The organism is Aeromonas aquatica (assembly GCF_000764655.1).
GTDB lineage: Bacteria > Pseudomonadota > Gammaproteobacteria > Enterobacterales > Aeromonadaceae > Aeromonas > Aeromonas aquatica.
This window is the reverse complement of record NZ_JRGL01000101.1, coordinates 69,322-95,140: the sequence shown is the minus strand read 5'-3', so window position 1 is coordinate 95,140 and position 25,819 is coordinate 69,322. Positions and strand designations below refer to the sequence as shown.

22 protein-coding genes are annotated in these 25,819 nt (G+C 60.8%); 3 read left to right on the top strand and 19 right to left on the bottom strand.

All coding sequences use genetic code 11. The features are described 5' to 3' along the window. Positions 1 to 27: 27 nt before the first annotated feature. The 8 genes from LG30_RS0112370 to tapM all read right to left on the bottom strand — a co-directional run bounded on the left by LG30_RS0112370 (position 28) and on the right by tapM (position 8,330). On the bottom strand, positions 28 to 1,551 hold the full coding sequence (locus LG30_RS0112370; RefSeq protein ID WP_033131014.1) for an SPOR domain-containing protein: 1,524 nt from the start codon (positions 1,549 to 1,551) through the stop codon (positions 28 to 30). Next, positions 1,541 to 2,623, bottom strand: a complete 1,083-nt coding sequence (gene aroB, locus LG30_RS0112365; protein WP_033131013.1) for a 3-dehydroquinate synthase — start codon at positions 2,621 to 2,623, stop codon at positions 1,541 to 1,543. Before aroB ends, LG30_RS0112370 begins: the two co-directional genes overlap by 11 nt. Positions 2,624 to 2,639: 16 nt before the next feature. Beyond that, positions 2,640 to 3,158: a shikimate kinase AroK gene (gene aroK, locus LG30_RS0112360; RefSeq protein ID WP_033131012.1), complete on the bottom strand. Its 519-nt coding sequence runs from the start codon at positions 3,156 to 3,158 to the stop codon at positions 2,640 to 2,642. A gap of 191 nt (positions 3,159 to 3,349) precedes the next feature. Continuing rightward, positions 3,350 to 5,569 carry a type IV pilus secretin PilQ gene (locus LG30_RS0112355; protein WP_033131011.1) on the bottom strand — a complete coding sequence of 740 codons (2,220 nt, stop codon included), beginning with the start codon at positions 5,567 to 5,569 and terminating at the stop codon, positions 3,350 to 3,352. A 16-nt stretch (positions 5,570 to 5,585) separates the two neighbouring features. Continuing rightward, positions 5,586 to 6,113 (bottom strand): pilus assembly protein PilP, encoded by a 528-nt coding sequence (locus LG30_RS0112350; RefSeq protein ID WP_033131103.1) that lies wholly within the window; start codon positions 6,111 to 6,113, stop codon positions 5,586 to 5,588. 2 nt (positions 6,114 to 6,115) lie between these two features. Continuing rightward, positions 6,116 to 6,715: a PilO family type IV pilus biogenesis protein TapO gene (gene tapO / locus LG30_RS0112345; RefSeq protein ID WP_033131010.1), complete on the bottom strand. Its 600-nt coding sequence runs from the start codon at positions 6,713 to 6,715 to the stop codon at positions 6,116 to 6,118. Then, a complete protein-coding gene (gene tapN / locus LG30_RS0112340) occupies positions 6,712 to 7,281 on the bottom strand; it encodes a PilN family type IV pilus biogenesis protein TapN (RefSeq protein WP_033131009.1) in 570 nt (189 codons plus the stop codon). Before tapN ends, tapO begins: the two co-directional genes overlap by 4 nt. Continuing rightward, positions 7,269 to 8,330, bottom strand: coding sequence for a PilM family type IVa pilus assembly protein TapM (gene tapM, locus LG30_RS0112335; protein ID WP_033131008.1), 1,062 nt, complete (start codon positions 8,328 to 8,330; stop codon positions 7,269 to 7,271). Before tapM ends, tapN begins: the two co-directional genes overlap by 13 nt. A 297-nt stretch (positions 8,331 to 8,627) precedes the next feature. Here tapM and LG30_RS0112330 point away from each other — a divergent pair, with 297 nt between their 5' ends. Beyond that, on the top strand, positions 8,628 to 11,117 hold the full coding sequence (locus tag LG30_RS0112330) for a penicillin-binding protein 1A (protein ID WP_033131007.1): 2,490 nt from the start codon (positions 8,628 to 8,630) through the stop codon (positions 11,115 to 11,117). Positions 11,118 to 11,183: 66 nt separating this feature from the next. Here LG30_RS0112330 and oxyR read toward each other — a convergent pair whose 3' ends face one another. The 4 genes from oxyR to LG30_RS0112310 form a co-directional block, all read right to left on the bottom strand. Further along, the gene (oxyR, locus tag LG30_RS0112325) at positions 11,184 to 12,080 is read right to left on the bottom strand and encodes a DNA-binding transcriptional regulator OxyR (protein ID WP_033131006.1); all 897 of its coding nucleotides are present in this window, start codon (positions 12,078 to 12,080) and stop codon (positions 11,184 to 11,186) included. 163 nt (positions 12,081 to 12,243) lie between these two features. Further along, on the bottom strand, positions 12,244 to 13,881 hold the full coding sequence (locus LG30_RS0112320; RefSeq protein ID WP_033131005.1) for a methyl-accepting chemotaxis protein: 1,638 nt from the start codon (positions 13,879 to 13,881) through the stop codon (positions 12,244 to 12,246). A 160-nt stretch (positions 13,882 to 14,041) separates the two neighbouring features. Further along, positions 14,042 to 14,692, bottom strand: coding sequence for a DsbA family protein (locus LG30_RS0112315; RefSeq protein ID WP_033131004.1), 651 nt, complete (start codon positions 14,690 to 14,692; stop codon positions 14,042 to 14,044). Between the two features lie 81 nt (positions 14,693 to 14,773). Then, positions 14,774 to 15,631 (bottom strand): Vmh family MBL fold metallo-hydrolase, encoded by an 858-nt coding sequence (locus tag LG30_RS0112310; protein WP_033131003.1) that lies wholly within the window; start codon positions 15,629 to 15,631, stop codon positions 14,774 to 14,776. A gap of 123 nt (positions 15,632 to 15,754) precedes the next feature. On the opposite strand from LG30_RS0112310, the gene LG30_RS0112305 reads away from it, so the two are divergent. After that, complete coding sequence (locus tag LG30_RS0112305) at positions 15,755 to 16,657, top strand: LysR family transcriptional regulator (RefSeq protein WP_033131002.1); 903 nt, start codon at positions 15,755 to 15,757, stop codon at positions 16,655 to 16,657. 48 nt (positions 16,658 to 16,705) lie between these two features. Here the strand turns inward: LG30_RS0112305 and LG30_RS0112300 are convergent, their stop codons facing one another. From LG30_RS0112300 to LG30_RS0112275, 6 genes are all read right to left on the bottom strand, one after another. Then, entirely contained in the window at positions 16,706 to 17,488 is a 783-nt protein-coding gene (locus tag LG30_RS0112300; protein WP_033131001.1) for a BPSS1780 family membrane protein, read from the bottom strand. Positions 17,489 to 17,525: 37 nt separating this feature from the next. Further along, a complete protein-coding gene (locus LG30_RS0112295; RefSeq protein WP_033131000.1) occupies positions 17,526 to 18,569 on the bottom strand; it encodes a fimbrial protein in 1,044 nt (347 codons plus the stop codon). Next, positions 18,562 to 19,290 carry a fimbrial biogenesis chaperone gene (locus LG30_RS0112290; protein ID WP_033130999.1) on the bottom strand — a complete coding sequence of 243 codons (729 nt, stop codon included), beginning with the start codon at positions 19,288 to 19,290 and terminating at the stop codon, positions 18,562 to 18,564. Before LG30_RS0112290 ends, LG30_RS0112295 begins: the two co-directional genes overlap by 8 nt. Next, positions 19,287 to 21,866, bottom strand: coding sequence for a fimbria/pilus outer membrane usher protein (locus LG30_RS0112285; RefSeq protein ID WP_238566430.1), 2,580 nt, complete (start codon positions 21,864 to 21,866; stop codon positions 19,287 to 19,289). Before LG30_RS0112285 ends, LG30_RS0112290 begins: the two co-directional genes overlap by 4 nt. Before the next feature lie 75 nt (positions 21,867 to 21,941). Next, entirely contained in the window at positions 21,942 to 22,667 is a 726-nt protein-coding gene (locus LG30_RS0112280; protein ID WP_238566429.1) for a fimbria/pilus periplasmic chaperone, read from the bottom strand. A gap of 46 nt (positions 22,668 to 22,713) precedes the next feature. Next, positions 22,714 to 23,256 carry a fimbrial protein gene (locus tag LG30_RS0112275; protein WP_033130997.1) on the bottom strand — a complete coding sequence of 181 codons (543 nt, stop codon included), beginning with the start codon at positions 23,254 to 23,256 and terminating at the stop codon, positions 22,714 to 22,716. Positions 23,257 to 23,514: 258 nt separating this feature from the next. Between LG30_RS0112275 and LG30_RS0112270 the strand changes: the two genes are divergently transcribed. Beyond that, the gene (locus LG30_RS0112270) at positions 23,515 to 24,342 is read left to right on the top strand and encodes a M23 family metallopeptidase (RefSeq protein WP_033130996.1); all 828 of its coding nucleotides are present in this window, start codon (positions 23,515 to 23,517) and stop codon (positions 24,340 to 24,342) included. Positions 24,343 to 24,430: 88 nt separating this feature from the next. On the opposite strand, the gene LG30_RS0112265 is transcribed toward LG30_RS0112270, so the two are convergent. Further along, positions 24,431 to 25,768, bottom strand: coding sequence for an MATE family efflux transporter (locus tag LG30_RS0112265; protein ID WP_033130995.1), 1,338 nt, complete (start codon positions 25,766 to 25,768; stop codon positions 24,431 to 24,433). Positions 25,769 to 25,819 lie beyond the last annotated feature (51 nt).

Sequence of the window (25,819 nt, the reverse complement as noted above, 5' to 3'; positions counted from 1 at the left end):
ATTCTACCCCCTTCGCAGGGCGAATGGCTATTGCTTCAACTCTTTTTGTATCTGGGCAAACGACTTGGGCCAGGGTTGTCCCTTGAGCAGGGCCGGGGACAGCTTGCGGATCGCCGCCTTGGCCTGGGTGCTGTTGACGTAATCCCCCTGCACCACCACATACCAGGGGCTGCCACGGAAGCGGGTCTTGTAAACCCACACCTTGCCCGCCAACCCATGCTCGGCCACGAAGCTATCAACCGCCTGGGTGTTACTCGCCCCCATCAGCTGGATGCTGTAGTGATTTCGGGCCTTCTTGTTGAGCGTGGCGACCGGCGTCAGCGCTACCTTGGGTGCCGGCGCGGCGACGGGTTCGGCCGCCACAACGGGCTTGGCTACGGGCGCGCTGCCCTGAGCCTTGACGGCAGATTGCTGCATCGCCGGTGTCGGCACAGGCTCAGCGCCGGTCAGCTCGTCCACCACAGCGGTGGGCAGGGCGCCGCTGACGTTGGGCTGCTTCATCAATTTCTCGACCACCTCGTCGGAGATGACGATCCGGCGCCCCTCGTAATTGGTCGACTCCGTGGTGACCGTCTCGCTCTCGACCTTCTTGGGCAAGGTCTTGGCATCGGGCTGCCAGTCCCGGGCGACCTGATTGTTACCCGGTTCGCCGGGCGAGGTGGCACTGGCCTGGGCCCCGCTCACCCCCCCCGCATTGAGCGGATCGACCACAACGGGATTGGGCAAAGCTGTGCCCTCGGATGACACCTGGGAATCCTCCTTGCCCTTATCATCAAACAGGGGAAGATAACTCAGGGCCAGCAGGCCGGCGGCGGCCAGTGCCAGCACGGTCGCTATCTTCTTGACGGGCAACTCGGCCTGACGTTTCTTGGGCCTTCTGTCGGTCATGATATCCTCCAATGACTGCATGATGGCGGACGGGTGTCCGTTTGCTCCATTCAGGATCTCTTCCACTTTCAGCTTGGGCAAGAGGGCTGTCGGGATCTTGAGCTCTTTGGCCTTCTCATACAAGAAGATACGCTGCTCCGGCGCGCTCAGTGGCGCGACTTCCAGCTCGAGTGCGGGCATGGCCCGCCCCTTGAGCCCAGCCTTCTGGTTGCGACACCAGACGTCACCGCCAGAGAGCACGATCGCCAGCTTGTGGGGATGTTCGAGGGTGTCATTGTGGCGACAGAGCGCCCACAGCTCCCCGGCCAGCTCGGCAGGCAATTCGTCGGCGCGCTCAATGAGCAGCAGCAGGGCCGAGGATTGGCCCTCCAGCATGCGGAAGAAACTGTCTGCCAGCGCATCCTGCGCATTGAACAGGGGGCGTGCCACCACCTGCTGGAGCAACAGTTGGCGCACGTCGGCCATCTTCATGGCCGCGCTGCCGATGAGGCTCACCACCCGTACGGTATCGGGCAGTCTTCCCAGCAGGGATTCACACAGGGTGCCACGCCCGCTGCCGGGTTTGCCACAGAGAAAAATAAAAGGGTGATTGAACTCAATCAGGTGCAGCAGCCGGTCAACCAGCTGCCGCTGGGAAGGGAGTTTAAGCAGTTTATTCGTCACGACCAGACTCGATCACCGCCATCAATTGTGCATCCGTGACATCACCCACCACCTGGGCCTGGCCGATCCCGACCGGCAACACCAGTCTCAATTTGCCTTCCAGCATCTTCTTGTCGCGGCGCATATGGCGAATGAAGGCGTTGAAATCCATCTCGGGCGGCGCCTGAACAGGCAAATCTGCCGCCAGCAGCAGGGCGCGGATCCGTGCAACCTGTTGTTCGGTCACATCGCCACGGGCCAGGGCCGTGTCCGCCGCCAGCATCATGCCCGCCGCCACCGCCTCGCCGTGCAGCCAGTTGCCATAGCCCTTCTCAGCTTCGATGGCATGGCCGAAGGTGTGACCCAGATTCAGCAAGGCACGCACGCCGTGTTCGGTCTCATCCTGCGCGACCACATCGGCCTTGATTTCGCAGCAGCGGCGAATGGCATAGGAGAGCGCATCCGTATCGAGTCGCTGCAGACGCACCATGTTGGCTTCGAGCCAGGAGAAGAATTCAGCATCCCAAATGATGCCGTATTTGATCACCTCGGCCATGCCGGCTGCGAATTCGCGGGCAGGCAGGGTCTTGAGGCATTCGGTATCGATGACGACATGTTTGGGCTGATAGAAAGCGCCCACCATGTTCTTGCCGAGGGGGTGATTGACGGCGGTCTTGCCGCCGACGGAGGAGTCAACCTGGGAGAGCAGCGTGGTAGGCACTTGAATGAACGGAATGCCACGTTGGTAGCTTGCCGCAGCAAAGCCGACAACGTCACCTATCACGCCACCTCCCAGAGCGATGAGGGTGGTGTCACGACCATGGTTGGTTTCCAGCAGAGCAGACATGATCCGCTCGAAGGTTGCCAGGGTTTTATGGGCCTCGCCATCCGGCAGGATCAGGTGTTCCACCTGAAAACCGGACAGCAACTGAATGATCTGCTCAAGATACAAGGGGGCAACGATGGTGTTAGTCACTATCATGACCCGCTTGCCCTTGATGGTCTGCGTCAGCACCTCGGGGCGTTGCAACAGACCAGCAGCTATCTCAATCGGGTAGCTGCGTTCACCCAATTCGACCTTCAACCTTTCCATGGACGTCCTCTATTGATTACATGCCAATCAACTTAACAATTTGATTAGCAACAATTTTTGCACTTTGATCATCGGTCTGGATGACAAAGTCAGCCACTTCTTCATACAGGGCATTGCGTTCTTGCGCCAGACGCTCAAGCACTTCACGCGGCGGCTCTTCGGTTTGCAGCAGGGGGCGACGCTTGTCTCTCTGGGTACGTGCCAGCTGCTTTTCAATGGTGGTTTCGAGGTAGACCACTATGCCACGCGCAGAGAGCTTGTTACGGGTTTCGCGACTCTTGATAGCGCCGCCTCCCGTGGCCAGCACGATGCCTTGCTGTTCAGCAAGATCACCGATGACCTTCTCTTCGCGGATCCGGAAACCCTCTTCGCCTTCAACATCGAACACCCAGCCGATATCGGCACCACTGCGGCGCTCAATCTCATGATCCGAGTCGAAAAACTCCATGTGCAGTTGTTCTGCCAGATGTCTACCTATGGTGCTCTTGCCCGCACCCATGGGACCTATCAGGAAAATATTGCGTTTCTCAGCCATGTCTTTTCGTTAGTAATTACAAACTGTATGGCCCCGGTAAACACTCGACCGGGGTACCTATGAACCTTATCTTGCGATGGATCAGGAGGGGGATTATCTCAATAGAAATCAGGACTGGCAACCGCAGCCCTTACGCCCCAGCTTCATTGGGGCGTAAGGTTATATGTGTTTTACCCTCATATGTAAAGTTTTCAGAGGGCGTCGGTGACTATCCGCGGGGTCACGAAGATCAGCAATTCCCGCTTCTTGTTCTCACTGGTGGTTTTCTTGAACAGATAGCCAAGGCCGGGAATATCGCCCAATAATGGCACCTTGCTGACATCGCTCTTGATGGTCTGCTGATAGATGCCACCGAGCACCAGGGTCTCGCCGTTGTTGACCAGCACCTGAGTGGTGATCGACTGGGCGTTGATGGAAACGGCATCCCCGGTACCGGTCGGGACTGTTTCCCCCTTGGTATCCTGGGTCACGGTAAGATCCAGAATCACCCTGTTGTCCGGGGTGATCTGCGGCGTCACCTTGAGGCTCAGCACCGCCTTCTTGAAGGTGACCGAGGTTGCCCCGCTGGAGGAAGACTCCACATAGGGGATCTCGGTACCCTGCTCAATCAGGGCCGGCTTCTGGTTCGCGGTAGTGACACGCGGGCTCGCGATGATCTCGGCCTTGCTCTCTTTTTCCAGTGCCGAGAGCTCGAGATCCAGCAAGGTACCGTTCGCCAGGCGCGCCACCTGGAATGCCAGGGTACCGGCGGCATTGGTCACCGGCAGATTGACGTTCAACCTGTCCTCGACATCTGGCCGGGTAATGGCGGAGGTACTGGCATTGTTGCCCGACCCGTCGTTGCCCTCTATGGTGCCCGAGGTGCCATTGCCATGACCATCGGTCTTGGTCACCCCCCAACGCACCCCCAGCGCCTCATCGAAGCCGTCATCTATGGTCACCATGCGCGCTTCGATCACCACCTGCTTGACCGGGATATCGAGGATATCCAGCATCCGCTTGACGTTGCCAATGACATCCGCCGTGTCCTTGACCACCAGTACGTTGGTCCGCTCGTCTACACTCACCGCCCCCCTGACAGAGAGCAGCTTGGTACTCTCGGAGGAGAGCAAGGCCGCAACCTCGGCCGCCTTGGCATAGTTGATCTGCAGATATTCGGTATACAGCGGCGCCAGATCGGCCACCTGATTGCGACTCTCCAGCTGTTGCTTCTCACGGGCGGCAATCTCATCCGCCGGCGCCACCAGCAGAATGTTGTTATCCAACCGCTTATCCAGCCCCCTGACCTTGAGAATGATGTCCAGCGCCTGCTCCCAGGGCACGCCGTCGAGACGCAGGGTGATGTTGCCGGAGACGGAATCCGTGGTCACCAGGTTGAGATTATTGAAGTCGGCGATGATCTGCAGCACGGTTCTCACAGGAATATCCTGGAAGTTCAAGGAAATAGGCTTGCCCTGATACTGCTTAGCCGCGGTCGTGGCGACACGCTTCTTCACCTCTATGATGAACATCTTGTCGGCCTGATCGTAGCGATAATCAAACTGACCATTGACCGAGATCTCAAACAGGGTGTCGTTGCCCTGGCGGAAGACCTCCACCTGGGAAACCGGGGTTGCGAAATCCTGCACGTTGATGAGATTGAGCTGATCGTCCGGTATCCGGGTCCCATGGAACTTCGCCAATACCTTCTGACCACGGCTGCTGACGTCTACCGCCGCCGAGCTGTTGTCCAGGGTAACGAGAAACTCCCCCTGTCCCTCCTTGCCACGGCGAAAATCCACCCCCTTGACTGAGTTGAAATAAGCACCGTCTGTATTCGCCTGCGAGACGGACAACACAGGTTTACTGGCGGCAACAGGGGCGGGAGCCGCCACGGGAGAGGAGACAGCCGCGGGCTGGTACTGAGATTGGTTCTGGGCGATCCGCTGGGTATCAACCAAGGCCGACTGCGTCACCGGCTGGCTCCTGACAAGCGCCGATGAAGTCGTCGTGGGAGACGCTGCAGCGGTCACAGTCGATTGACTGACCTTTTCTCCCAATGACACCAGCAGTTTATTGCCTTGTTGATGGACCTGATAGGGCGTCAACTGATCGAGCGCTATCTTGATATCGAGCCCCTCTCCCTTGCCCTCTACCTTGAGGCTGTCCACCCCTTGTTGTTTGATGGGCAACGGATTGACCGTCAACGCTCCTACTGCACCTGGCACATGCAGCAGTAGCTGATTGGGTTCATAAGAGAGTCTGTCGGTAAAGCTGCTCACCGGCTCGCTGAAACTCAGTTCCAACAAGAGCTGATCGGCCAACAGTGGATTCACCTTGACCTCCTGCAACGTTGGTACTGCCCACACCTGACCACATACACCAAGACACAGCAGCGCCACGCCGGTCATCCTGCTTATTGTTGTTCTCATCTCTGCTCATCCCTGATCATAGTTTTGCGTCGAGATTGGCCATGGCCAGCTGAGTTTCTCGGGTGACCCAGCATCCTTTGCCATCCGGTACCGTCTCCATCAAGTCAACATGGGTGTTCGTGATCTTGATGACTCTTCCCTGATCCAGCCCTATGTATTGATTCAGCCCGACCCGTACCGCCTGTCCGTCTGGCGTATTGATCAAGGCCCACAACTGTCCTTGTTTACCAATCGAGCCCTTCATGCTCAGGCTGGCCAGCGAATAGCGCTCCAATACCTCCTTGTCTCGATTGGCCACTATCTGGGCGCAATCCGGTTTGGCCTTGGCATCGATCCTGGAGCTGGTCTCTGGCTGAGGCTCAATGAACGGGCTGCGTTGATCACTTCGCTGATAGGCCATTGGAGTAAATGGCTTTATTTCCGGCAAAGGCTCGATAGGAATGGGCTGCCTTGCCTTGGTTTGCTGCACATATTCATCCATGTCTTCCTGTCCGCCACAAGCCGTTAACAACAGCACCGGCAAGAGGAGGCCGATCACTCTCATGCTCATGGCTTCTGCTCCACGGTTTTACCGTTGTATTTGTAAGTTTTGGCCTGCATGGACATGCCAATCATCTCTCCTTGCTCCTTGCTTTGATTGAGCAGGAAGGACTCCAGGATCACGATACGCGGCAAGGCGGCCATGTCGGCCGTGAATTTACCGAGCTCGTGATAGGTACCCACCACCTCGATACGCATGGGAAGCTCGGTTGAAAACTCGTGCTGGATCTCGGCCTCCCAGTTGATCCTGTTCAGTTTGAGACCGTTGTCGGTGGCAATGAAGCTGATGTCATCCAGCAGCCCCGCCACTTCATGGGTATTGGGCAACTGCTTGAGCTGGGTATCCACCAACTGTTCAAGCTGCACCATTTGTTTCTTGTATGCTCCCAGATTGGCGGCCAGCATGGCCTTGCTCTCGAACTGGGCCTTCAACTCATTCTCTTTACCCGCCTCCTGGCGCAGTGCCGTCAGAGAATTGGCAATCACGTAGTAATAGATGGCACCGCCAAGCAAGGCACAACAGAACAAAATGAAGACCCCCTTTGCCACCTTGGGCCAGCGGGCTATGTCATTGAGATCCAGATCATTGAGCTGTTGCAGGTTCATTCTTGCCCCTTAGCGACATTCAGGGTCGTGCCAGCAATCTGGAACATCATGGAGAACTGGCTGAGTGCAACGGGAGCCACGTCTGCCGTGAAGATGGTGCTGATTTGTGATTGCCCCAGCCAACCCGAACTGTCGATGCGCCTCATCATGCTGGCAACCCGTCCATAGGCTTCGGCCTTGCCGTTGACATCGATCCGGTTGTTTTGCAGTGCAAGGGTATTGAGGTAGACCCCGTTGGGCACCAGCACGGGTAACTGGTTGAACAGGCGCACCGGTATGTTGCGCTGCGTCTGTAATTGCTCGATGAGTTGCATGCGATCGATCAGCTCCTTGCGTCGATCCTTGAGCAACCGTATCTCCCCGAGTTGGGCATCGAGTATGGCCATCTCCTGTTGCAGCCGTTGATTGCGCTGTTGCTGATAACCAATCTGCTGCATCACCAACCAGTCGATGGCAAACGCCAAGGATGCTGTCGCCGCCAGAAAAATCCCGATCATGGCGCCAAACTGCTTCTTCTGGTGCTGGGCCCTGGCCACTCGCCAGGGCAGGAGGTTTATATTTGACATGGTGTGAAGCTCCGCAGTGCCAGACCCAACGCAGCCATGTACTTGGCCCCATGAGTTTCCCCCCCATCTCCCTTGGGTTTGCCAAACAACACGAAGGGATCGGGATGCAAGACATCGCAATTAAGCTCGCGACCTATCTGCTGAGCCAGGCCCGGCAACAAGCTGCCACCTCCTGTCAGCACCAGTCTGGATAGTTCCTTGTTGCCCGACGAGCTGCAAAACAGCTGCACATTGCGCCTTACCTGAAGCACAAGCGAACTGAGATGGGGTGAGAGCACATCGACTTCATGATCCGCAGGCAAGTTGCCCTTGATCTTGGCAAGCTCGGCCTCCTCCAGACTCATGCTGTAAAAAGACGCTAGGGCCTGGCTGTATTGATCGCCCCCGAAGTTCTGCAAGCGGGAGTAGATGATCTGGCCTCTGAGCAGGGCGGCAAAGGTCATGGCACTGGCACCGATATCGATGATGCCGATCGGCTTATCCGCTGTCTGCAACTCGGGCAGACAGGCCAGCACAGCGCGTCCGAGCGCATGAGCCCCCACGTCCACCACCTTGGTGATCATGCCCGCCTCGGTGAGCGCACTGACCCGGCCGCTGACGCTTTCGGTACGGGCCGCGCTGAGCAGCACCTCCTGGCGGGCCTCGTCGGTCGTCATGCCGAGGATCTCGAAATCCAGGCTGACCTCATCGAGGGGGAAAGGGATGATTTGCTCCGCTTCCAGCTGGACTTGACTCTCCAGTTCGCTGTCGCTGATCTTGGCATCGACCTGGATGACCTTGGTGATGACGTTGGAGCCAGTCACCGCGGTGGCCACGTGCTCGCACTCCCCCTGAATGAGGCGCTTGAGTGACTTGAGGGATTGGCTGACCCGTTCGATATCCTGCAATTGGTAATCGACCAACGTGCCCTTGGGCGTGGCTATCTCGGCGACCGATTCGAGATGCACCTTGCCGGGACGTCCGCTGAGGGTGACGGCCTTGATGGTTTGACTGCCAAAATCAATACCCGCCAAGGAGAGGAGGGATCCTTTGCTGAATAGCCCAAACATATACACATCCATGCGTTATTGGGTTTTAGGACTTATTGTAGGACAGCTCATCACGAGGTGATGACTTACCTCAATATAATGCTCTATCTATCAATGTCATAAAGTTTATGTCAAAAATTGACGCGGCTCTCCTTTCGGCCATGGCCGCCGCCCCCTTGGTAATTGCGCCATGGAATGCTACCCTCGCGCCTCTTCTCGAGGTCAGGGTCTGTGGACAGGAAAATCTCGAATCTGCGGGGGTAAAAAGGCTATACTCTGCGCCCGTTGGCTAATTTTAAGACGATTGGTAGTTCTTCCATGCTGAAATGGCTCGTTCGCCTGTTTATTGTCATGATGCTGGGTGCAGCGCTGGGTGTTGCCAGCCTCATCGGCATCTATTTCTACATCAAGCCCCAGTTGCCGGATGTGAGCGCACTGCGCGACGTCAAGCTGGCCACCCCGATGAAGGTGTACAGCCGGGATGGGGAACTGATCTCCCAATTTGGCGAAATTCGTCGCATCCCGTTGCGGCTGGACGAGATTCCCCAGCCCATGATCGATGCGGTGCTCGCCACCGAGGATGCCCGTTTCTATGAGCACCCGGGTATCGATCCCATCGGCATCATCCGTGCCGCCACCGTCTGGGCCGTCTCCGGCCAGGCCCGTCAGGGCGCCAGTACCATCACCCAGCAGGTGGCCCGCAACTTCTTCCTGAGCAACGAGAAGACCATTGTGCGCAAGGTCAAGGAAGTGTTCCTGGCCTGGCGCATCGAGCAGAATCTCTCCAAGGACGAGATCCTGACGCTCTATCTCAACAAGATCCCGCTCGGCTATCGGGCATTCGGGGTCGGCGCCGCCGCGCAGGTCTATTTTGGCAAGGAGGTCAAGGATCTGACCCTAGACGAGATTGCCATCATCGCCGGCTTGCCCAAGGCGCCTTCCATGCTCAACCCCATTCGCTCCCCCGAGCGCGCCTTTGCGCGCCGCAACGTGGTGCTGGGGCGCATGCTGGAGACCGGCAAGATCACCCAGGCCCAGTTTGATGAAGCCTCCAAGATGCCGATCAAGGCCCGCTATCACGGCGCCGAAACGACCCTCGATGCCCCTTACCTGAGCGAGATGGTGCGCCAGAAGATGGTGGAGCAGTTTGGCGAAGACGCCTACACCATGGGGCTGCACGTCTACACCACCGTCACCGCCAAGCGTCAGCGCGCCGCCCACCAAGCACTGCTGGACGGGGTATTCGATTACGACACCCGCCATGGCTATCGCGGCCCGACCGCCTTGCTGTGGAAGGCGGGGGAGCCCGCCTGGGATTACGAACAGATCATGGCCCATCTGGCCAAGCAACCCACTTACCAGCCGCTGATGGCGGCCGTGGTCACCAAGCTGGGTGACAAGAGTGCCACCCTGACCCTCAAGAACGGCAAGCAGGCCGAGCTCGGCTGGAACGGCATCAAGTGGGCACGCGCCTTCATCACCGATGATCGCCAGAGTTATGCACCGAAATCGGCGCGGGATGTGCTCAAAGTCGGCGCCCAGATCTGGGTACGGGAGAAAGGGGAAGAGCTGCTGCTGTCCCAGATCCCCGACGTCAACGCCGCCCTGGTCGCCATGAACCCGCAGGACGGGGCCATAGAGGCGCTGGTCGGCGGCTTCAGCTTCGAGCTGTCCAAATTCAACCGGGTCGATCAGGCCCGTCGCCAGGTCGGCTCCAACATCAAGCCCTTCCTCTATGCCACCGCGCTGGAGCAAGGCTACACCCTGGCCTCCCTGATCAACGATGCGCCGATCAACCAGTGGGATCCCGCCAAGGGCCCCATGTGGCAGCCCAAGAACTCCCCGGCCATCTATGAAGGCCCCACCACCCTGCGTCTGGGGCTCGCCAAGTCCAAGAACGTGATGTCGGTGCGGCTGATGCGCGCCATCGGGCTGGATACCTACATCGACGGCCTGACCCGTTTCGGCTTCGCACGGGATCATATCTCCGCCAACGAATCCCTGGCGCTGGGCGCCGCCGAGTTCACCCCGCTGGAAGTGGTGCGCGGTTACTCGGTGCTGGCCAACGGCGGCTTCCAGGTCACCCCTTACTTCATCACCGAAGTGACCGACAGCTTCGGCACGCCGCTGTATCAGGCCAATCCGGCCGCCGCCTGCCGCGATTGTGGCGTGCTCGCCGCCGCCGGCCTCGACAGTGCCGATGCTTATGCCAATACGGTTGGCGACTGGAAGGCTCAGTGCCCGATAGACCCCGTGGTGCCCAACAACATGGCACCGCAGACCATCAGTGCCCAGAGCGCCTTCCTGGTGACCGACACCCTGACCACCGCCATCTGGGGTGGCAACGGCTGGCGTGGTACCGGCTGGCGCGCGGCCCGTGATCTCAAGCGTCACGATATCTCGGGCAAGACCGGGACCACCAACGAATCGCGGGATGCCTGGTTCTCCGGCTACACCCCGAATCTGGTCGCCACCTCCTGGATCGGTTTTGACAACCACCAGCGTGGTCTGGGACGGGCCGAGTTCGGTGGCGGCGCCGCTCAGCCCATCTGGATCGACTTCATGAAGACCGCGCTGCAACAGGTACCGGAGCGCAAGATGCCGGTGCCGGAGGGGGTCATGCAGGTGCGCATCGATCGCGAAACCGGTCTGTTGACCAATCGCACCGACGGCAGCACCACCGAGGAGTTCTTCAAGGAAGGGACTGAGCCTACCCGCTACGCGAGCCAGCTCTCCGACGGCAATCAGGTCTACGGTGGCGATGGCTCCAGCAGCGATGGTCCCGTCTCGACCGACGATATCTTCTAAGCAGAACCCCGACATGTAAAAAAACCGGCGCCCTTGGCGCCGGTTTTTTATTTGGCATGCCGAGCATTATCCCAGTAATGGTCTCATCAGCAGTGAGATGCGAGCGGCCAGCTCATTGAAACAGGGCCTTCGCACCGAATAATGGCGGTAAAGCAGCGAGATGGCGCGGCCCGGCACCGGATCCACCACGGGCCGGTAGCTGACACCGCCCTCCTCGGGATTGGCCGGCACGGCAAGTCGGGGGATCAGGGTCAGGCCACTGCCCGCCGCCACCATGTTGCGCAGGGTCTCGAGACTGGTGCCCTTGAAACGCTGATCCTCACCAATGCCGGCGGCGAAGCAGAAGCCCAGAGCCTGCTCCCGCAGGCAGTGGCCGTCGGCCAGCATCAGCAGCTTCTTGCCCTTAAGGTTGTGCAGTGGCACCGCCTTGGCGTGCGCCTCGGGATGCTGCTGAGGCACGGCGAGCCACATGGGCTCCTGATACAGCGGTATAGAGCCAAATCCCTCCATCCCTTCCAGCTCGGCCAGTATGATGCAATCCAGGGTCCCCTCCTCCAGCCGCTTGAGCAACGCCTGGGTCTGCTCCTCGTAGAGGTAGAACTCCAACTTGGGGAAATGTTCCCGCAGATCCTGAATGATGTGGGGCAAGAGATAGGGGCCCACGGTGGGAATGAAGCCGATGTGGATCTCGCCGGACATGGGTTCGGCAAAGTGCTGGCCGATGCTTTTCAGCTCGCGCACCTCCTTGAGCACCTTGCGGGCCTGCAGGGCCATGGCGTCGCCGGCGGGGGTGAACAGCACCTTGCGGGAGGTGCGCTCGATCAGGATCACCCCCAGCTCATCTTCCAGCTTGCGCAGCTGGCCACTCAGGGTCGGCTGACTGACGAAGCAGCGCTCCGCCGCCTTGCGAAAGTGTTTCTCCTCTTCCAGCGCTACCAAATACTCGAGATCGCGAAGGTTCATACATCCAGAATCCGGCCAATCAATGGGGCCATTAGGATGCCCAAGAACGGGCGGGGGGACAAGGGATGAGCATCAAACGGGAAGAGCCGGCCCGGCACAGCAAAACAAAACGGGCCCGGATACGAGATCCGGGCCCGTGCTAAGGGCCATCGTCAGCGGGTGCTCACACCCTGAAACGACGCACCATCTCCTGCAACTGCGTCGCCAGCAGATTGAGATCCTGACAGGCATTTGCCATCTGGGTCGCCCCGGCCACCACCTCCTCCGAAGCATGGCTGATGTTGACCACGTTGCGGTTGAGCTCTTCGCTCACCGCCCCCTGCTCCTCGGTCGCCGTCGCTATCTGGATGTTCATTTGGGAGATGCTCTCGACCGAGCCGCTGATCTCGGTGATGGAGGCCCCCGCCTCCCGCGCCGTGCCGACGGTCGCCTGCATCAGCGCCTGGCTCTGCGCCATGGTGCTGCCGGCCTGCTCCGCCCGCTGCTGCAGCTCGGAGATGATGGTGTTGATCTGGGCGGTGGAATCCTGGGTCCGTTTCGCCAGGGTACGCACCTCATCGGCCACCACCGCAAACCCACGCCCCTGTTCACCCGCCCGGGCCGCCTCGATGGCGGCGTTCAGGGCCAGCAGGTTGGTCTGCTCGGCGATGCCGCGGATCACCTCCAGCACCATGCCGATGTTGCGGCTGTCATCGCCGAGCTGGCGGATCACCTCGGCCGTGCTCTCGATGGCGGTCGCGACCTGCTCGATCCGCACTATGGAGTCGTTGACGGTATGGGCGCCCTGCTCGGCCGTGCTGCTGGCCAGGGTGGCCGCCCCCGCCGCGTCGTTGGTGTTGCGGGAGACCTCCTGCACCGTGGCCTGCATCTCATTCATGGCGGTAGCAAGCTGATTCAGCTCATGTTGCTGGTTGTTCATGCTGGATGCCGACTGCCTGGCGACCACACTGATCTCCTCGGCGGCCGAGCTGAGCTGCACCACGGAGCCGGACACCTCGCTGACCAGATCCCGCAGACGCCCCTGCATCTCGCCAAAGCCCCTGGCCAGCTGCCCCAGCTCATCATAGTTGAACTGGGCCAGGCTCAGCTCGGTCGCCAGATCCCCCGCCGAGACCTTCTGGGTCTGGGCCAGCAACAGCATGACAGGGTTGCGGATGAGCCGGGTCAGCAGCCAGGCCACCACCACCACGAACAGCACGGCGATCGAGCCGACCAGGATGTTGAGCAGCCGGGAATCTTCGTACACCCCCTTGATGGTGGTGGTCATGTCACGGGCGGCGTTGTCGTTGATGCTGCGCAGCAGCAGTGCCTGCTTGCTGACCGCCTCCAGCGCGACCAGGGTCTCCCCCTTGCGCAGGGACATGACCCGTTCCAGATCCCCCTTATGCAGGGCCGCCATCAGCTGCTCATGGGAGGTGAAGTACTGGCTGGCCGCCGCCTTGAGGGCCATGAACTCCTGCTCTTCCTGCCTCGAGGTGAACGGCATGGCGCCATAGGCCTGGGCCGCGGCGTCGAACTCCTGCCTGGCCGCCAGGTAGGTCTTGTCGTGCAACGCGATTTCCTGCTGATCTTCCCGCGCCGCTATCACCATGTTCAGCTCGGCCCGCCGCGCATCCAGCAGGGCGATCTCCATCTGGTTGGCGGCCTGCATGCTCGGGATCAGGTTGCCGGTGATCTCGGTGCTGTCACGATACAGGCCCGACAACTGGGACACGGAGAACCAGGCAAGGGCGACGATCAGGACGCCCAAGACGGCGAATCCACCGCTCAGTTTCTGGCTAATAGACATGTTGTTGAACATGGTGAAGATCCTTGCCGACAAGAGATACATTCGGGACATTGGCGCCCGACAAGATGACTATCCATAAATGGATATTTTTAGCTGCGTCATCCTATATCATCGGCACGGCTCCAAGCATGAGCAAATATGGCTCTGAAAGGCACTGTTCAGACCAGATCCCTCATGCCGAGGCGTGCCCCTGCCCAATCGCCTGAGCGAGATGAGCGGCGAAGGCGGCCGGATCCCCGAGGAAGGAGGCGGTCGGCAACGGGGTGATCCGCTCACCTTGCATCAACCCCAGGGTCGGGAACCCCTGACCGCCGAGGCGGCGCAACCAGCGCTGGCTCTCCGCTAGGTGCCCGGCCAGATCCACCCTCTGGCAGGCCAGCTCGAACGCGCCTCTCGTGATGCCCTGCTCCGCCGCGAGTTCGCCCAGGTTGTCCAGGGAGCCCACCCAACGGCCATCGCGATAGTGGCACTGCTGGATGCGGTGCAGCAGCGTCAGGCCATCTCCCCCCAGCTCGTCGATCGCCAGGATGGCGCGAATGGGCGGCTCGGAATCGAGGGACAGGCCCTCGCTCAGCAGCAGCTCGTCGAAGTAGCGTGTCCCAAACGGCTGGCCGGTCAGGGCCTGGATCCGCTCGTCGTGGGGTCGCACATAGTCGCGCAGCGCCTCTCCCATCGGCTGGCGACGCGGGCCCAGCCAGAGGCCGCCGGCATGCAGCGCGATCCCAAGGCCGGGGATCCCGGCCGCGGCCGCGAGCAGAGGTGCCGCGCCATAGCACCAGCCACAGAGGGGGTCGTACACATAATGCAAGGTGGTTTCGTTCATAGGTTCGCTCCGGGCGCCATCAATTGAAAAAACCGGGCAGCGACTGCCCGGTAAAAAACACAGGAAATTGGACTCAGGCCATTACCACTTCATCTCGCCGGTATTGACCTTGGCACCGATGGCTAGGCCGTCGTCGACCGGCAGGGCCGGGAAGGCCTGCTTCAAGCCGTCGATAAGCTCGGCCGACCCCTTGGACTTGGCCAGCACCTGCTCGAAGCGCTGCACATAGTCGCGGGTGAAGGTGACTGCCTCGGCACCCTTGGGTTCAGCCCCGAGGAAGTGACCCGGCACGACCCGCTCCGGTTTCAGGGCCAGCAGCTCATTGAGGGTCTGCACCCAGAGCGCTCGCGCCGCCTTGGTCTGGCTGTCGGCCATCCACACGTGAGTACCGCTGTATACCGGCACGCCGCCAAACGCCGTCTTGATGGAGGGAACCCAGAGGTAGGCAGTCGGGGTGTTCATCGCCTTGATCTCGATCGTCTTCCCTTCCAGGGTCAGCTGGGAAGCTGTCATTACCTCTGGCACTATCAACTGTTTGGGCGCCTGCTCGGCGAGGATGGGGCCCCAGTAGGCCAGTTTGGCATCCTTGGTCTGCTTGATGTGATCGACCACGTGCTGGCTGGCCAGGATCTTGACCTCGGGGAAGGCGGCCTTGATGGGCTCAAGCCCGAAGTAGAAGTCAGGATCCCCGCCGCTGATGTAGACGGTGGTCAGCTTCTTGCCGCTCTGCTTGATCAGATCCACCAGGGCCTTGCCGTCATTGACCCCGAACTGGGCGTCGATCAGGATGGCCTCCTTGTCGCCGGTCACCAGCTCGGAGGATACGGGGAAGATGGCCTTGTCGCCGGGATTGTAGACGGTCACGGTCAGCGGGCCCGCCAGGGCGGCGCCACTGAGCAGGGTGATGGCCAGGGTCAGGGTACGAAGTGCTGTGTTCATCGGGTATTCCTCATAAGGTCGCTTGTCATCGAATGAACACAGTTTATTGGAACTTTATGAGCGCAAATACCGCATAATGAGCGCATCACTGTTGCACAAATCGAGCATATTGGAGGGCGGAACATGGATCGACTGACGGCACTGCGGGTCTTTGTCGCTGTGGTCGAGCAGGGCAGTCTGAGCGGTGCCGGGGACAAGCTGGAGATGTCCCGCGCCATGGTGTCGCGCTATCTGGCGGAGCTGGAGCGCTGGATGGGCGCCCGCCTGCTGCACCGCACCACCCGCCGGCTGAGCCTCACCGGACCGGGGGAAGAGGCGCTGAACCGGGCAAGATCCATGCTGGTTTTGGGGGAGGAGATGGAGCAGCTCGCCATCCGCAGTGACGAGGCCCCCAAGGGGCAATTGCGCATCACCAGCAGCTACTCCCTCTCGGAAGCCTTGCTGGTCAAGGCCGCGAACGACTATCTGGCCCATTACCCCGGCACCGCCATCGACATCCTGCTGCTGGACAGAACCGTCAACCTGGTGGAGGAGCGGATCGATCTCGCGGTGCGCATCACCAACGATCTGGATCCCAATCTGGTGGCGCGCCGTCTCGGCACCTGCCACTCCGTGGTCTGTGCCAGCCCGGCCTATCTCGCTCGTCATGGGACGCCGCAACGGGTGCAGGATCTGGCCCTGCACAACTGCCTCACCTACACCTATTTCGGCAAGAGCCTGTGGGAATTTCAGGGGCTTGATGGGCCCGAGTCCGTGCCGGTGAGCGGCAACCTCAGCGCCAACATCTCCAACCTGCTGCTGGCGGCGACCCTGGATGGGGCGGGGATCAGCCTGCAACCACGCTACTCGGTGCAGGCGGAACTGGAGAGCGGCGCCCTGGTGCCCTTGCTGACCCAGTGGCGGCCCAAGCGGCTCGGTGTCTATGCCGTCTACGGCACCCGCAAGCAGATGTCCCCCCTGCTGCGCAGTTTCCTCGACTTCCTCATCGCCCGCATGGCGGACGATCCCCTGTGGCAAACCGAATAGGCGCGCAATAAAAAGGGGCCCGAGGGCCCCTTTTTATGCTGTGCTGGCTTACGCCTCGAAGCCGAACGCCTTGACTGGTGGCGGCGCGTCTGTGCACTCCTGCTCTTCCAGATAGATGTCGCGATAGGCCGCGTAGATGGAGTAGTTGATGGCCGGCAGCACCACCAGCAGACCGACCAGAAACAGGAGGGCACCGAACAGTATCAGGACGGCTCCCAGCAGCCCCCACCAGAGGAAGGGCCACATGTTGCTCAGGCAGCCCTTGAAACTCAGCCTGGCTGCCTGCCAGATCCCGACACCGTGGAAGAAGATGAGGGCGGGGGCGAAGGTGATGGCCATCAGCACGGGCACCAGCAATGCCAGCCCCAACAAAAGGCAGAGCAGGAATCTCTGCGCCTGCTCGGGTGTCACCGTCAGGGTTTCCGGATCCTGAGACAGCAAGCCGGTCAGATCCCACAGATGCAGCAGGCCAAAGCAGATCAACAGGATCAGCGTGAACAGGCAGAGCACCATCAGCCCGCCCAGCATCAGAGGCGTCAATCGGTGACGGAAACCGGAGAAGAAATCGGAGAATTGCAGAGCGTTGCCCCCGTAGCCCCGCGCCGCCACCGCCACCCAGCCGGCGCCCCACACCATGTACAGCAGCTGGGAGATGAAACCGCCCGCCGGTAACTGTTCCAGCACCAGTCCCACCAGGAACCAGAGCACTATCATGGCCACACTGACACCCATGCCCTTGTTGAAGATATCGAATCCCGTGCGGACCCAGGCCCAGCCTCGCCCTATGGGGTGGCGCCTGGGTTCGCTACGCAGGATGTTGTCACTGTTCATCATCGACCTCGTTGAAAAAAAGCAGGAAGGCACGCGATCAGGGCACGCTCACCGTGACCATGATGGTGCCAGTGTAAGCGCCGGTGCGCACCACCTGACCCGGCAACCGGGTCGGATAGAGCCTCACCTTGTAGTTGGTGTTATTGGTGGCGGCTAAATAGGGTACCGCGATGGCAGTATCAAATGGAATAGCGGTCTGGGTGTCCTGCTCGAGCATTCCGACCCCGACCCCGGCCAGACTGGTGGTGATGAAACGATTCTGGCTGCTGAGCGCCCCCCCGAAGCTATAGCTGAGCGGCACCACGTAGTCACTCGGGATCTGGCTGCAAGTGACGCTCACATTGACGCTACGCGGAGCATAGCCTCTGGGTACCTCTCCCTCGACGAAAGCACTCTGGGCCACGGCCCCGAGATCGATGGGAATGCTGGTACCGGCCGGAAACTGGCAAGTCGGGGTCGAAGTAACGCTGATGTTCATCGCCAATGTGCTGAAGGCATTGGCCGGGCTGGTGTCGGGCAGGTTGGAACGTCTTACGAACAGATAGGCGACGGTACCGTTGAAGGTTTGGGTGCCCGTCACCCCCTTGAGCAGTTTCAGGGTATAGCGGCCGCCAGTCACGTTGATCCCACCCAACGCCAGATTCACCACGTTACCGATGCAGAGGCTCAGCAACCCGCTCGAGGTCGCATTGAACGGTACCGTCTGATAACTGCCAGCCGCATTGAATTCGGCCTTGAGGCCAAAATAGGAGTTGAGCTTGATGAGGGTCCCCGAAGGATCCGCGACGGTAGGCAGGCTGGTGGAGCCCTGATAATAGACAGTCACCAACAACCCCACCGAAATCCCGACACAATCACAGGTAGCCGAGCTGGTAGTCGAGAAGGCGGTGGGACCGCTGGTCGCACCGGGCTGATAGAGGGTACTGGTGGCGGTAATGGGCCCGGTCGCCACGAAGGGGCTGGTGCATTGGCCATTGACGGCATGGGCGCCGGGCTGCCACAGCAGATAACTCAGCAGCAAGACTCCCAGCACCCAGAGGATCGGCCTACCCGGCCAATAATGCCCCGTTTGTTCAGTCATGGGTGTTGCCTCCCTGCTTGCCAAGCACAAACCCCTGCTCGTGATAGTTACCATCATCATCTATCCAGCGCATCCTCCCCTTTCCACCAGTCGTTTCGACCACCTGGATGGGTATTTGCAGCATGCCATAGGGTGGGATAAGCCCCCCCTGTTGCCAGCTGACCTTCTTTGTCCCCGCCTCGAGCAGCACTTCGCTCAGGCTGATATGAAAGGGGCTCGGGTTGCTGACGCTCAGCCCTTGTGCCTGTGCCTGCCAGCGAAGTCGGGTCACCGCCTCCGCCACCGCCCCCTGCAAGCCGGCCGGGCGGTAAAACAGCTTGATGCGGGTACGGTAGGCGAGCTGCACGCTGGCCTCTGAGCTGCTCGCCTTGGGGGGGAGCCCGAGCACATTGAGCCAGAACAGGGATTCCCTGTCCTTGGGCAGTTGGTTCAAATCCGCCCCCAGGATACGCAGCGTCTGCCCCTTGTCCGGCCCGAGCCGGATCATGGGCGGCACCACCAGAAAGGGGGTCGAGACCTCGGCCGGCCCCTGGTGTTCGTTCCCCCCATCGACCCAGGCCTGCAACAAGCTGGGCTCGGCCCCTCCGTTGTGAACCATCAGGCTCGCCTCCCCACCCCCCTCATAGATCAACCGGGTACGCAGCAGGTTGAGCGCGGCCTCCGTGTTCTGCCCCCACAGCAAGGCACCCAGGACAAGACCACAGCACCAGCAACCTCTCATGATCCTCCCCCCGTCGTGACACAACGTGCGGACACCTGCTGATAAGGCACGGCCGGATCAGGCTTCGGCACCCGATAGTCCAGCCGACACTGTTGATCGGGCTCCTTGCCCCACTGAACATGCAGTACGGACTGCTCGCCACGCACGAAGATGAGCCCCCCCTGCCCGACCACGGCCACCGAATCGCCCGTACCATCCATCACCTCGGCACCAAAAGGCGGAGCGCTGCCATCGGAACGCTGCACCTTGAGCAGCAACGGCTGGCCGATGTGGGTCTCGTACGCCAGCTTGACGATGGCTCCCCGACGGGGGGCCACCATCTGGGCGCTGCCGTCTATCTCCACGTCCAGCGGCAAGCCGCTCGGATCCAGGCCGATCACGTTGGTGCGATAGGGGTTGAGACCGGCCAGCACGGCGTAACCATCCCCGTCCACCTCGCTGCCGATGCCGTGGCTGACCCTGGCCCCCTGGGCGCCCTTGGCCTCCACCAGCGCCATCGTCTCACCTTGTGTCTGCCCCAGCACCCAGCCGTCTTCATGCACCAGCAGGGTGCCCTTGGCCGAGGCCACATACTGGGAGTAGCCGTCTCCCTGACTGGTTGACAGGCCGAGCTGGGTGGCCGCCGTCTGATACTGCAGGTTGGCACCATAGCCCTGATAACCCATACCACCGCCCCGGCTCTGACTGCCATAGAGCCCGTAATAGAAGCGGCCATCCCGGGCCCCCCCGTTGAGATCCAGTCTGGCGCTGTATCCCTGTCCTTCCTGATAGGAGAGAGTACTGCTCAGCCGTGGGGCTCCGAGCCGGTTCCCGATGGGAATGCTGAGACTCAACATGTATTGATCGCCGACCCCGTCGTCGAGAGAGTGGCTGGCCGAGAGCGTCAGGCTGCCCCAGTCAAAGCCCCGGTTGTATCCGAGCTGGAAACTGCTGCTCTCGGTCTGGCCACCCCAATAGTCGCGGCTGATGCCGTTGAAGTAGATATCCCCCCACTCCCCTATGGGCTGGTTGATGTTGAGCTGGAAGCGATTGCGCTCGCGCTGCAACTGATCGAAGGTCTGCGACTGCACGGCGGCCACATCGCTCAAATCCAGGTAGCCCTCGCTGGAGAAACGGTAGGCTGCCAGGGTGAAGTAGGTCTGGGTCACATCCATCTGCTTGCTGTAAGTGAGGCGGTAGCTCTGCCCGGAGAGTGACGAGGGCAGGTCGGACATGGCGGGCAGATCCCGCGCCCAGGAGCCGGTGATGTCGAGGGCCAGGGCGCCGTAGTCCGAGCCCACTGCGGCGCCGCCCAGCAGGGCTGCATAATCTTCGGCGGCTATGGTGCCGCCATACAGGGTCAGGGTGTTGGAGAAGCCGCGGCGATAGGTGCCTTGCAGAAAATCCGGGCCATCGGGACCAGACTCGTTTCGATAACGGCCAAGGGTCAGACTGAAGCGGGAGGTGTCGTCTCGCAGCATCTGTACCACGGAAGAAAATGGCAGGGTGAAGCTGCGGGCACTGCCATCCGCCTCCGTGATGGTCACATCCAGATCCCCGGCGAAGCTGGTGGCATAGAGATCGTCGATGGCAAAGGCGCCGGGGGCGACCTGGGTCTCATAGATGAGGGCACTGCCCTGGCGAATGCTGACTCTGGCATTGCTCTGGGCGACGCCACGCACCACGGGGGCAAAGCCCCGCTCAAAATCGGGCAGCATGGCATCGTCGCTGGCCAGCTGCACGCCGGTAAAGGGCACGCTGTCGAAGCTGTCCCCCGGGGTGAAATACTCCCCCAGACTTAGCTGGGCTGTCTGCCCTGTGACATCGCGCTGGACATAGCTGTTGAGGGGCTGATAACTGCCGCCGTCATTGCCCTGATAAGAGCCATTGTGACGCAGGCGCCAGGCCCCCAGGTTGATACCGGTATTGAGGTTGACGCTGTTGCTGAACGGCTCGTCGACCCCGTCCTGCTCACTGTAATAGAGGTTGGCGTTATAGCCGACGAAGGCCGCATCGATCCCCTGTACCCACTGATCCGGGCCGACATAATCGCGTCTGACCTGACCCACATACGCCTGTGGCAGGCTGAGTGCCCCGCTGAGGCTCGCCAGATCGAAGACGAAACTGGCCCCTGGCACCAGGGAAGCCACTTCGATGCAGTCACTTTCAAGCTGTTGTTTTGCCGATGGTTGATTGGGCAATTTGTCGACGAGCAGGCCCCACTGCGTCACTTGGCCCGGTTTGAAGCAAAATCGGGGCACCTTGGGATCGGTCCCCGCTCGTACCTCTACTTGCTGGCTCATCCGCTCCTTGCCGTTGATGGTGATCTCGAGTTGATAGAGGCCAAGAGGGACGAAATCGGCGCGGGCGAAGCGGGCAAGATCGATGTTCACCCCCAGGCTGTCGAGCAACCGGCTGTCAAACTCGACATCCGTGGCGGTGGTATCAACCCCGGTCGCCGCCGGGCCGGGTGCGGTCTCATCCGCCATGGTCAGGGAGCCCCAGCAAAGCAAGGGCAGCCACCAGCATTCGCGAAGATGGCGCCAGGCATGGATACGGGGGAAGGACATGGATAACGGGAGAACGCTGGCAATCACGGCATACCTCCCCTCTCAGAGCCAGCAGAGGTGCAGGGAGAGGCGGCCTGGCCATCCGGCTCCCACACCAAGGGTTCAGTTGAAGACGAATTGGCCCACCTCGCGGGCGCCATAGTCATTGAGCCAATAGAAGGTCACCGCCTTGGCATGCACGGTGCCAGAGAGACGATCGACCGGGAAATCGAAGCTGCTCCCCGGTGCCACCATGCCACCGCTGAGGTTGTTGTAGCGCGTCGTCTGGGCTGTTTGCAGTTCCAGATTGCTGATGCTGACGTGGTAGAGGCTCGGGTTGCTGGCTCGCAGCGCATAGCCGTTCCCTTGCCTGACGAGACTCCAGCTCAGGTGATGGGCGGAGTGCTCCATGTCGCCTGCCAACCCTTCGGGTCGGTAAAACAGCTTGATCCTGGAGCGAAAGGCAAGCTGAACCAGATTCTGGCCCGCTTGGGTGGACTTGGCGCTCGGCGGTACCTCCAGCACATTCAGCCAGAATACCGACTCGCGATCCTGGGGCAGCCCCTGCCCCACATAGGCGAGGCGCAGCGACTGCCCACGCTGAGCCTCGATGCGGGTGATGGGGGGAGTGATAAGGAAGGGAACCGCTTCGGCGCCCGGGCGGATACGGCGATCACCGGAATCGATCCACACCTGTACCAGCGAGGGCGTATTGCCCTTGTTGATCAGCTCCAGCGTGACTTCTCTGGCACTGGCAGGATAGATAACCCTGGTGCCGGAAATCTGGACATAACTCCAGGCCTGCCACGGAAACAAGAGAGCCAAGCACCAGAGCAGACGACCCAACACAATTCCCTTTCCTTTCCAACTACCGAGCCGCCTCATGGGACGGCTCTCAGTGATAATCCAGCGAATAGATAAGATCCGCCGAGACCAGACCGGCACCGACGGCTCCCGTGGCGACATACTGGGCGCTGTAGTAGAGGGTGGCCGTCCCGGTGCCGCTGAAATTGACCAGGGAGTTGTTGGTGTTGGTGCGAAGGTCGATGGGACTGCTGTTGGCCGAGAGGATCTGTACCTCCACATTCTGGGCCGGATTTTTGCCACCCGCGGCCACGGCCTTGTTGGTCAGGTTGCCCGTGGCCTGGGCCACCCCGACATTCTCGAAGTAGGCCCGCACCGATCCCGTTACTGGGCAGCCGGTCAGCGCCAGATTGAAACCCGTTGCCCCCGCGGTCTGGCCTATGCTGGTCAACGCATTGGTGCTGACGGTGGGCAGGGTCACGGTGGCCGATGCGGTGCCGCCATTGACGGCGATGGCACAGGTGCCGGCAGTCACTTCCCCATTGATGGTAATGGTGCCGTTGAAGGCGGCAACGGGGACCGATACCAGCCCGCCCATGGCGAGTGCGAGCATTAAGAGAGCGTTCGTCTTCATCACAACCTCCATTTACCCTGGGTGCCGCCAGCGACCGCCATTTTCCCTGCCAGCGCTTATATCCCTTCTGTCACAATGGGTTTCATTCAACAACCAACATTTAGTGACACATTAGTAAATAGCACAGAGTTGTTAAGCTTGCTCAGTGCCGGACAACATCTTTGGCCGGCGTCCTTGTCCAAGGTGACGGACAGCCCGGCAGGAATGTGGCATCATTTTCCCCTTTATCTCATCCCCTTGTTATTCGATGGAGTCGTAATGCGTCGACTGTTCTTTCTCGTCCTGCTGCTGGGTAGCACTCATCTCTATGCCGAGCCCGGTTTCATCAGTCGGCTGCTCAATCACCCCGTCCCGGGTGGCGTCGCCGTGGTAGCACTGGGGGACGGGCCAGAGGCGCCCAGCGCACGTTATCAAGACAAGCCGGTGCTGGTCGTGCGTGAGGAGGGTCGTCGCTGGATAGCCATCGTCGGCATCCCGCTCAAGAGTGCGGCTGGCCCCTATCAGCTGGTGTTGGACGATGGCCGCCGCCTCAGCTTCCAGGTCGGGGAGAAGCACTACCGCGAGCAACACATCAAGTTGAAGAACGGCCGCCAGGTCAACCCGCTGGCCGAAGACATGACACGCATCAACCGCGAGCTGGCGGAACAGACCCAGGCCTATCAGACCTTCAGCCCCACCCAGCCCAGCAACCTGCTGTTCGACAAACCGGTCAACGGCCCGCTCTCCAGCCCCTTCGGCTTGCGCCGCTTCTTCAATGGCGAGGAACGCAACCCCCACTCGGGTCTCGACTTCGCGGTCGGTGCCGGCACCCCCATCAAGGCGCCGGCCGCAGGCAAGGTGATCCTGATCGGCAACTACTTCTTCAATGGCAATACGGTGTTCGTCGATCACGGTCAGGGGCTGATCAGCATGTTCTGCCACATGTCGAAGGTCGACGTGAAACTGGGTCAGAGCCTGCCAAGGGGCGGCATCGTCGGCCGGGTCGGCGCCACCGGCCGTGCCACCGGCCCCCACATGCACTGGAACGTCAGTCTCAACGATGCCCGCGTCGACCCCGCCATCTTTATCGGGGCCTTCAAGCCCTGAGCTGGCTCACGTCATAAAAAAGAAGAGGCAGCCTGGGCTGCCTCTTCTTTTTTCACATCCGTCACCCAGGGTCCGGTGGCAATCATATTCAGCTCGCGCCGGCATGCAGCCCCACCTCCTTGCGCATGGCCCGCCACATCACCAATACCAGCACAGTGCTGCAGGTCGGCAGCGCCAGCCAGACCCCGGCCACCCCCCACAGGGAAGAGAAACCCCACAGGAAGCCGCCGATCAGTACCAGCTTGCCGCCGGTGAGCAAAGAGGCGATACGAGCCCGGTTGATGGCCTGGAAGTAGGTCGCCCCCACCAGCAGCAGGCCCTCCATCGGCAGGCCCCAGAAGTAGAGCCAGATGCCGAGAGTCGCCACCGGCAGCAGGGCCGCGTTGTCCCCTGCAAACAGATAAACCACTGCTTCTGGCCACAGATAGAGCGGGATCATGCCGCACAGTGCCACCACCATAGTCACTCCTAACGCCAGATTGCGTACCCGCAGCACCCGCTGCCAGTTGCCCGCCCCGGCGTTGAAGCTGGCGATGGGCTGGATACCCATGGCGATCCCCTCGAAGATGAGGTAGAAGAAGGCCTCGCTGTAGCTGATCACCCCGTAGGCGGCCACGTGCAGCGAGGTCCCCACCGACAGCAGCGCCTTGTTGTGCAGCGCCAGCACCACCGACAGGTAGAGGTACATCAGGAAGCTCGACACCCCGAGTCGCAGCGTCTCCCCCATCAGCCGCCAGTCCGGCACCAGGGTGTCCCAGCGGATGCGCAACTGGCTGCGGGGGGTGAAGAAGTGCCACAGACAGAGCCCGCCGGTCACCGCCTGGGAGAGCATGGTGGCAATCGCCGCCCCCGCCAGCCCCCAGGGGATCACCACCATCAGCAGGTAATCGAGCAGCACGTTGAGCACGCCGCCGCCCACCAGGATCCAGGTGGTGAGGCCGGGTCGTCCATCGTTGCGCAGCAGGGCGGTGAACGCCATGGAGAGCACGGCGAAGATCCCGAGCCAGGCGTACCACTGCAAGTAGGCCAGGCCGGCGTCGAAGATCTCCCCCTCGGCCCCCATCCAGGCCAGCATTGAATCGCCGTAATTAATGCCGATAAAAGCGAGTACGGCCGAGGCGATGAGCACCATCACCAGCGCGTTGCCGACGATGTGACGCGCCTTCCCCTGCTCCCCCTTGCCGAGGTAGAAGGAGGCCAGCGACGAGGAGCCCATGCCGATCAGCGCTCCCACCGCATAGAGCACGGCGCAGATGGGGTAGGCCAGCATCATGCCGGCCAGGCCATCCTGACCCAGGATATGGCCGACGAAGATACCGTCTATGGTCACATAGACCCCGGTGACCAGCATGGCCGCCACCGTCGGGGTGACATAACGCAGGAAGAGGCGAGAGAGGGGCGCAGTGCCCAAATCGAGGGAGGACATAAGATACTCTGCAACAGGAGAAACGAGCGGGATAATAGCCAAACAAGGCCC

Excerpts from the sequence above, each read along its gene's own strand:
- aroB (WP_033131013.1), bottom strand. The coding sequence starts at position 2,623 with ATGGAAAGGTTGAAGGTCGAATTGGGTGAACGCAGCTACCCGATTGAG.
- aroK (WP_033131012.1), bottom strand. The coding sequence starts at position 3,158 with ATGGCTGAGAAACGCAATATTTTCCTGATAGGTCCCATGGGTGCGGGC.
- LG30_RS0112355 (WP_033131011.1), bottom strand. The coding sequence starts at position 5,569 with ATGAGAACAACAATAAGCAGGATGACCGGCGTGGCGCTGCTGTGTCTT.
- LG30_RS0112350 (WP_033131103.1), bottom strand. The coding sequence starts at position 6,113 with ATGAGAGTGATCGGCCTCCTCTTGCCGGTGCTGTTGTTAACGGCTTGT.
- tapO (WP_033131010.1), bottom strand. The coding sequence starts at position 6,715 with ATGAACCTGCAACAGCTCAATGATCTGGATCTCAATGACATAGCCCGC.
- tapN (WP_033131009.1), bottom strand. The coding sequence starts at position 7,281 with ATGTCAAATATAAACCTCCTGCCCTGGCGAGTGGCCAGGGCCCAGCAC.
- tapM (WP_033131008.1), bottom strand. The coding sequence starts at position 8,330 with ATGTTTGGGCTATTCAGCAAAGGATCCCTCCTCTCCTTGGCGGGTATT.
- LG30_RS0112330 (WP_033131007.1), top strand. The coding sequence starts at position 8,628 with ATGCTGAAATGGCTCGTTCGCCTGTTTATTGTCATGATGCTGGGTGCA.
- oxyR (WP_033131006.1), bottom strand. The coding sequence starts at position 12,080 with ATGAACCTTCGCGATCTCGAGTATTTGGTAGCGCTGGAAGAGGAGAAA.
- LG30_RS0112320 (WP_033131005.1), bottom strand. The coding sequence starts at position 13,881 with ATGTTCAACAACATGTCTATTAGCCAGAAACTGAGCGGTGGATTCGCC.
- LG30_RS0112315 (WP_033131004.1), bottom strand. The coding sequence starts at position 14,692 with ATGAACGAAACCACCTTGCATTATGTGTACGACCCCCTCTGTGGCTGG.
- LG30_RS0112310 (WP_033131003.1), bottom strand. The coding sequence starts at position 15,631 with ATGAACACAGCACTTCGTACCCTGACCCTGGCCATCACCCTGCTCAGT.
- LG30_RS0112305 (WP_033131002.1), top strand. The coding sequence starts at position 15,755 with ATGGATCGACTGACGGCACTGCGGGTCTTTGTCGCTGTGGTCGAGCAG.
- LG30_RS0112300 (WP_033131001.1), bottom strand. The coding sequence starts at position 17,488 with ATGAACAGTGACAACATCCTGCGTAGCGAACCCAGGCGCCACCCCATA.
- LG30_RS0112295 (WP_033131000.1), bottom strand. The coding sequence starts at position 18,569 with ATGACTGAACAAACGGGGCATTATTGGCCGGGTAGGCCGATCCTCTGG.
- LG30_RS0112290 (WP_033130999.1), bottom strand. The coding sequence starts at position 19,290 with ATGAGAGGTTGCTGGTGCTGTGGTCTTGTCCTGGGTGCCTTGCTGTGG.
- LG30_RS0112275 (WP_033130997.1), bottom strand. The coding sequence starts at position 23,256 with ATGAAGACGAACGCTCTCTTAATGCTCGCACTCGCCATGGGCGGGCTG.
- LG30_RS0112270 (WP_033130996.1), top strand. The coding sequence starts at position 23,515 with ATGCGTCGACTGTTCTTTCTCGTCCTGCTGCTGGGTAGCACTCATCTC.
- LG30_RS0112265 (WP_033130995.1), bottom strand. The coding sequence starts at position 25,768 with ATGTCCTCCCTCGATTTGGGCACTGCGCCCCTCTCTCGCCTCTTCCTG.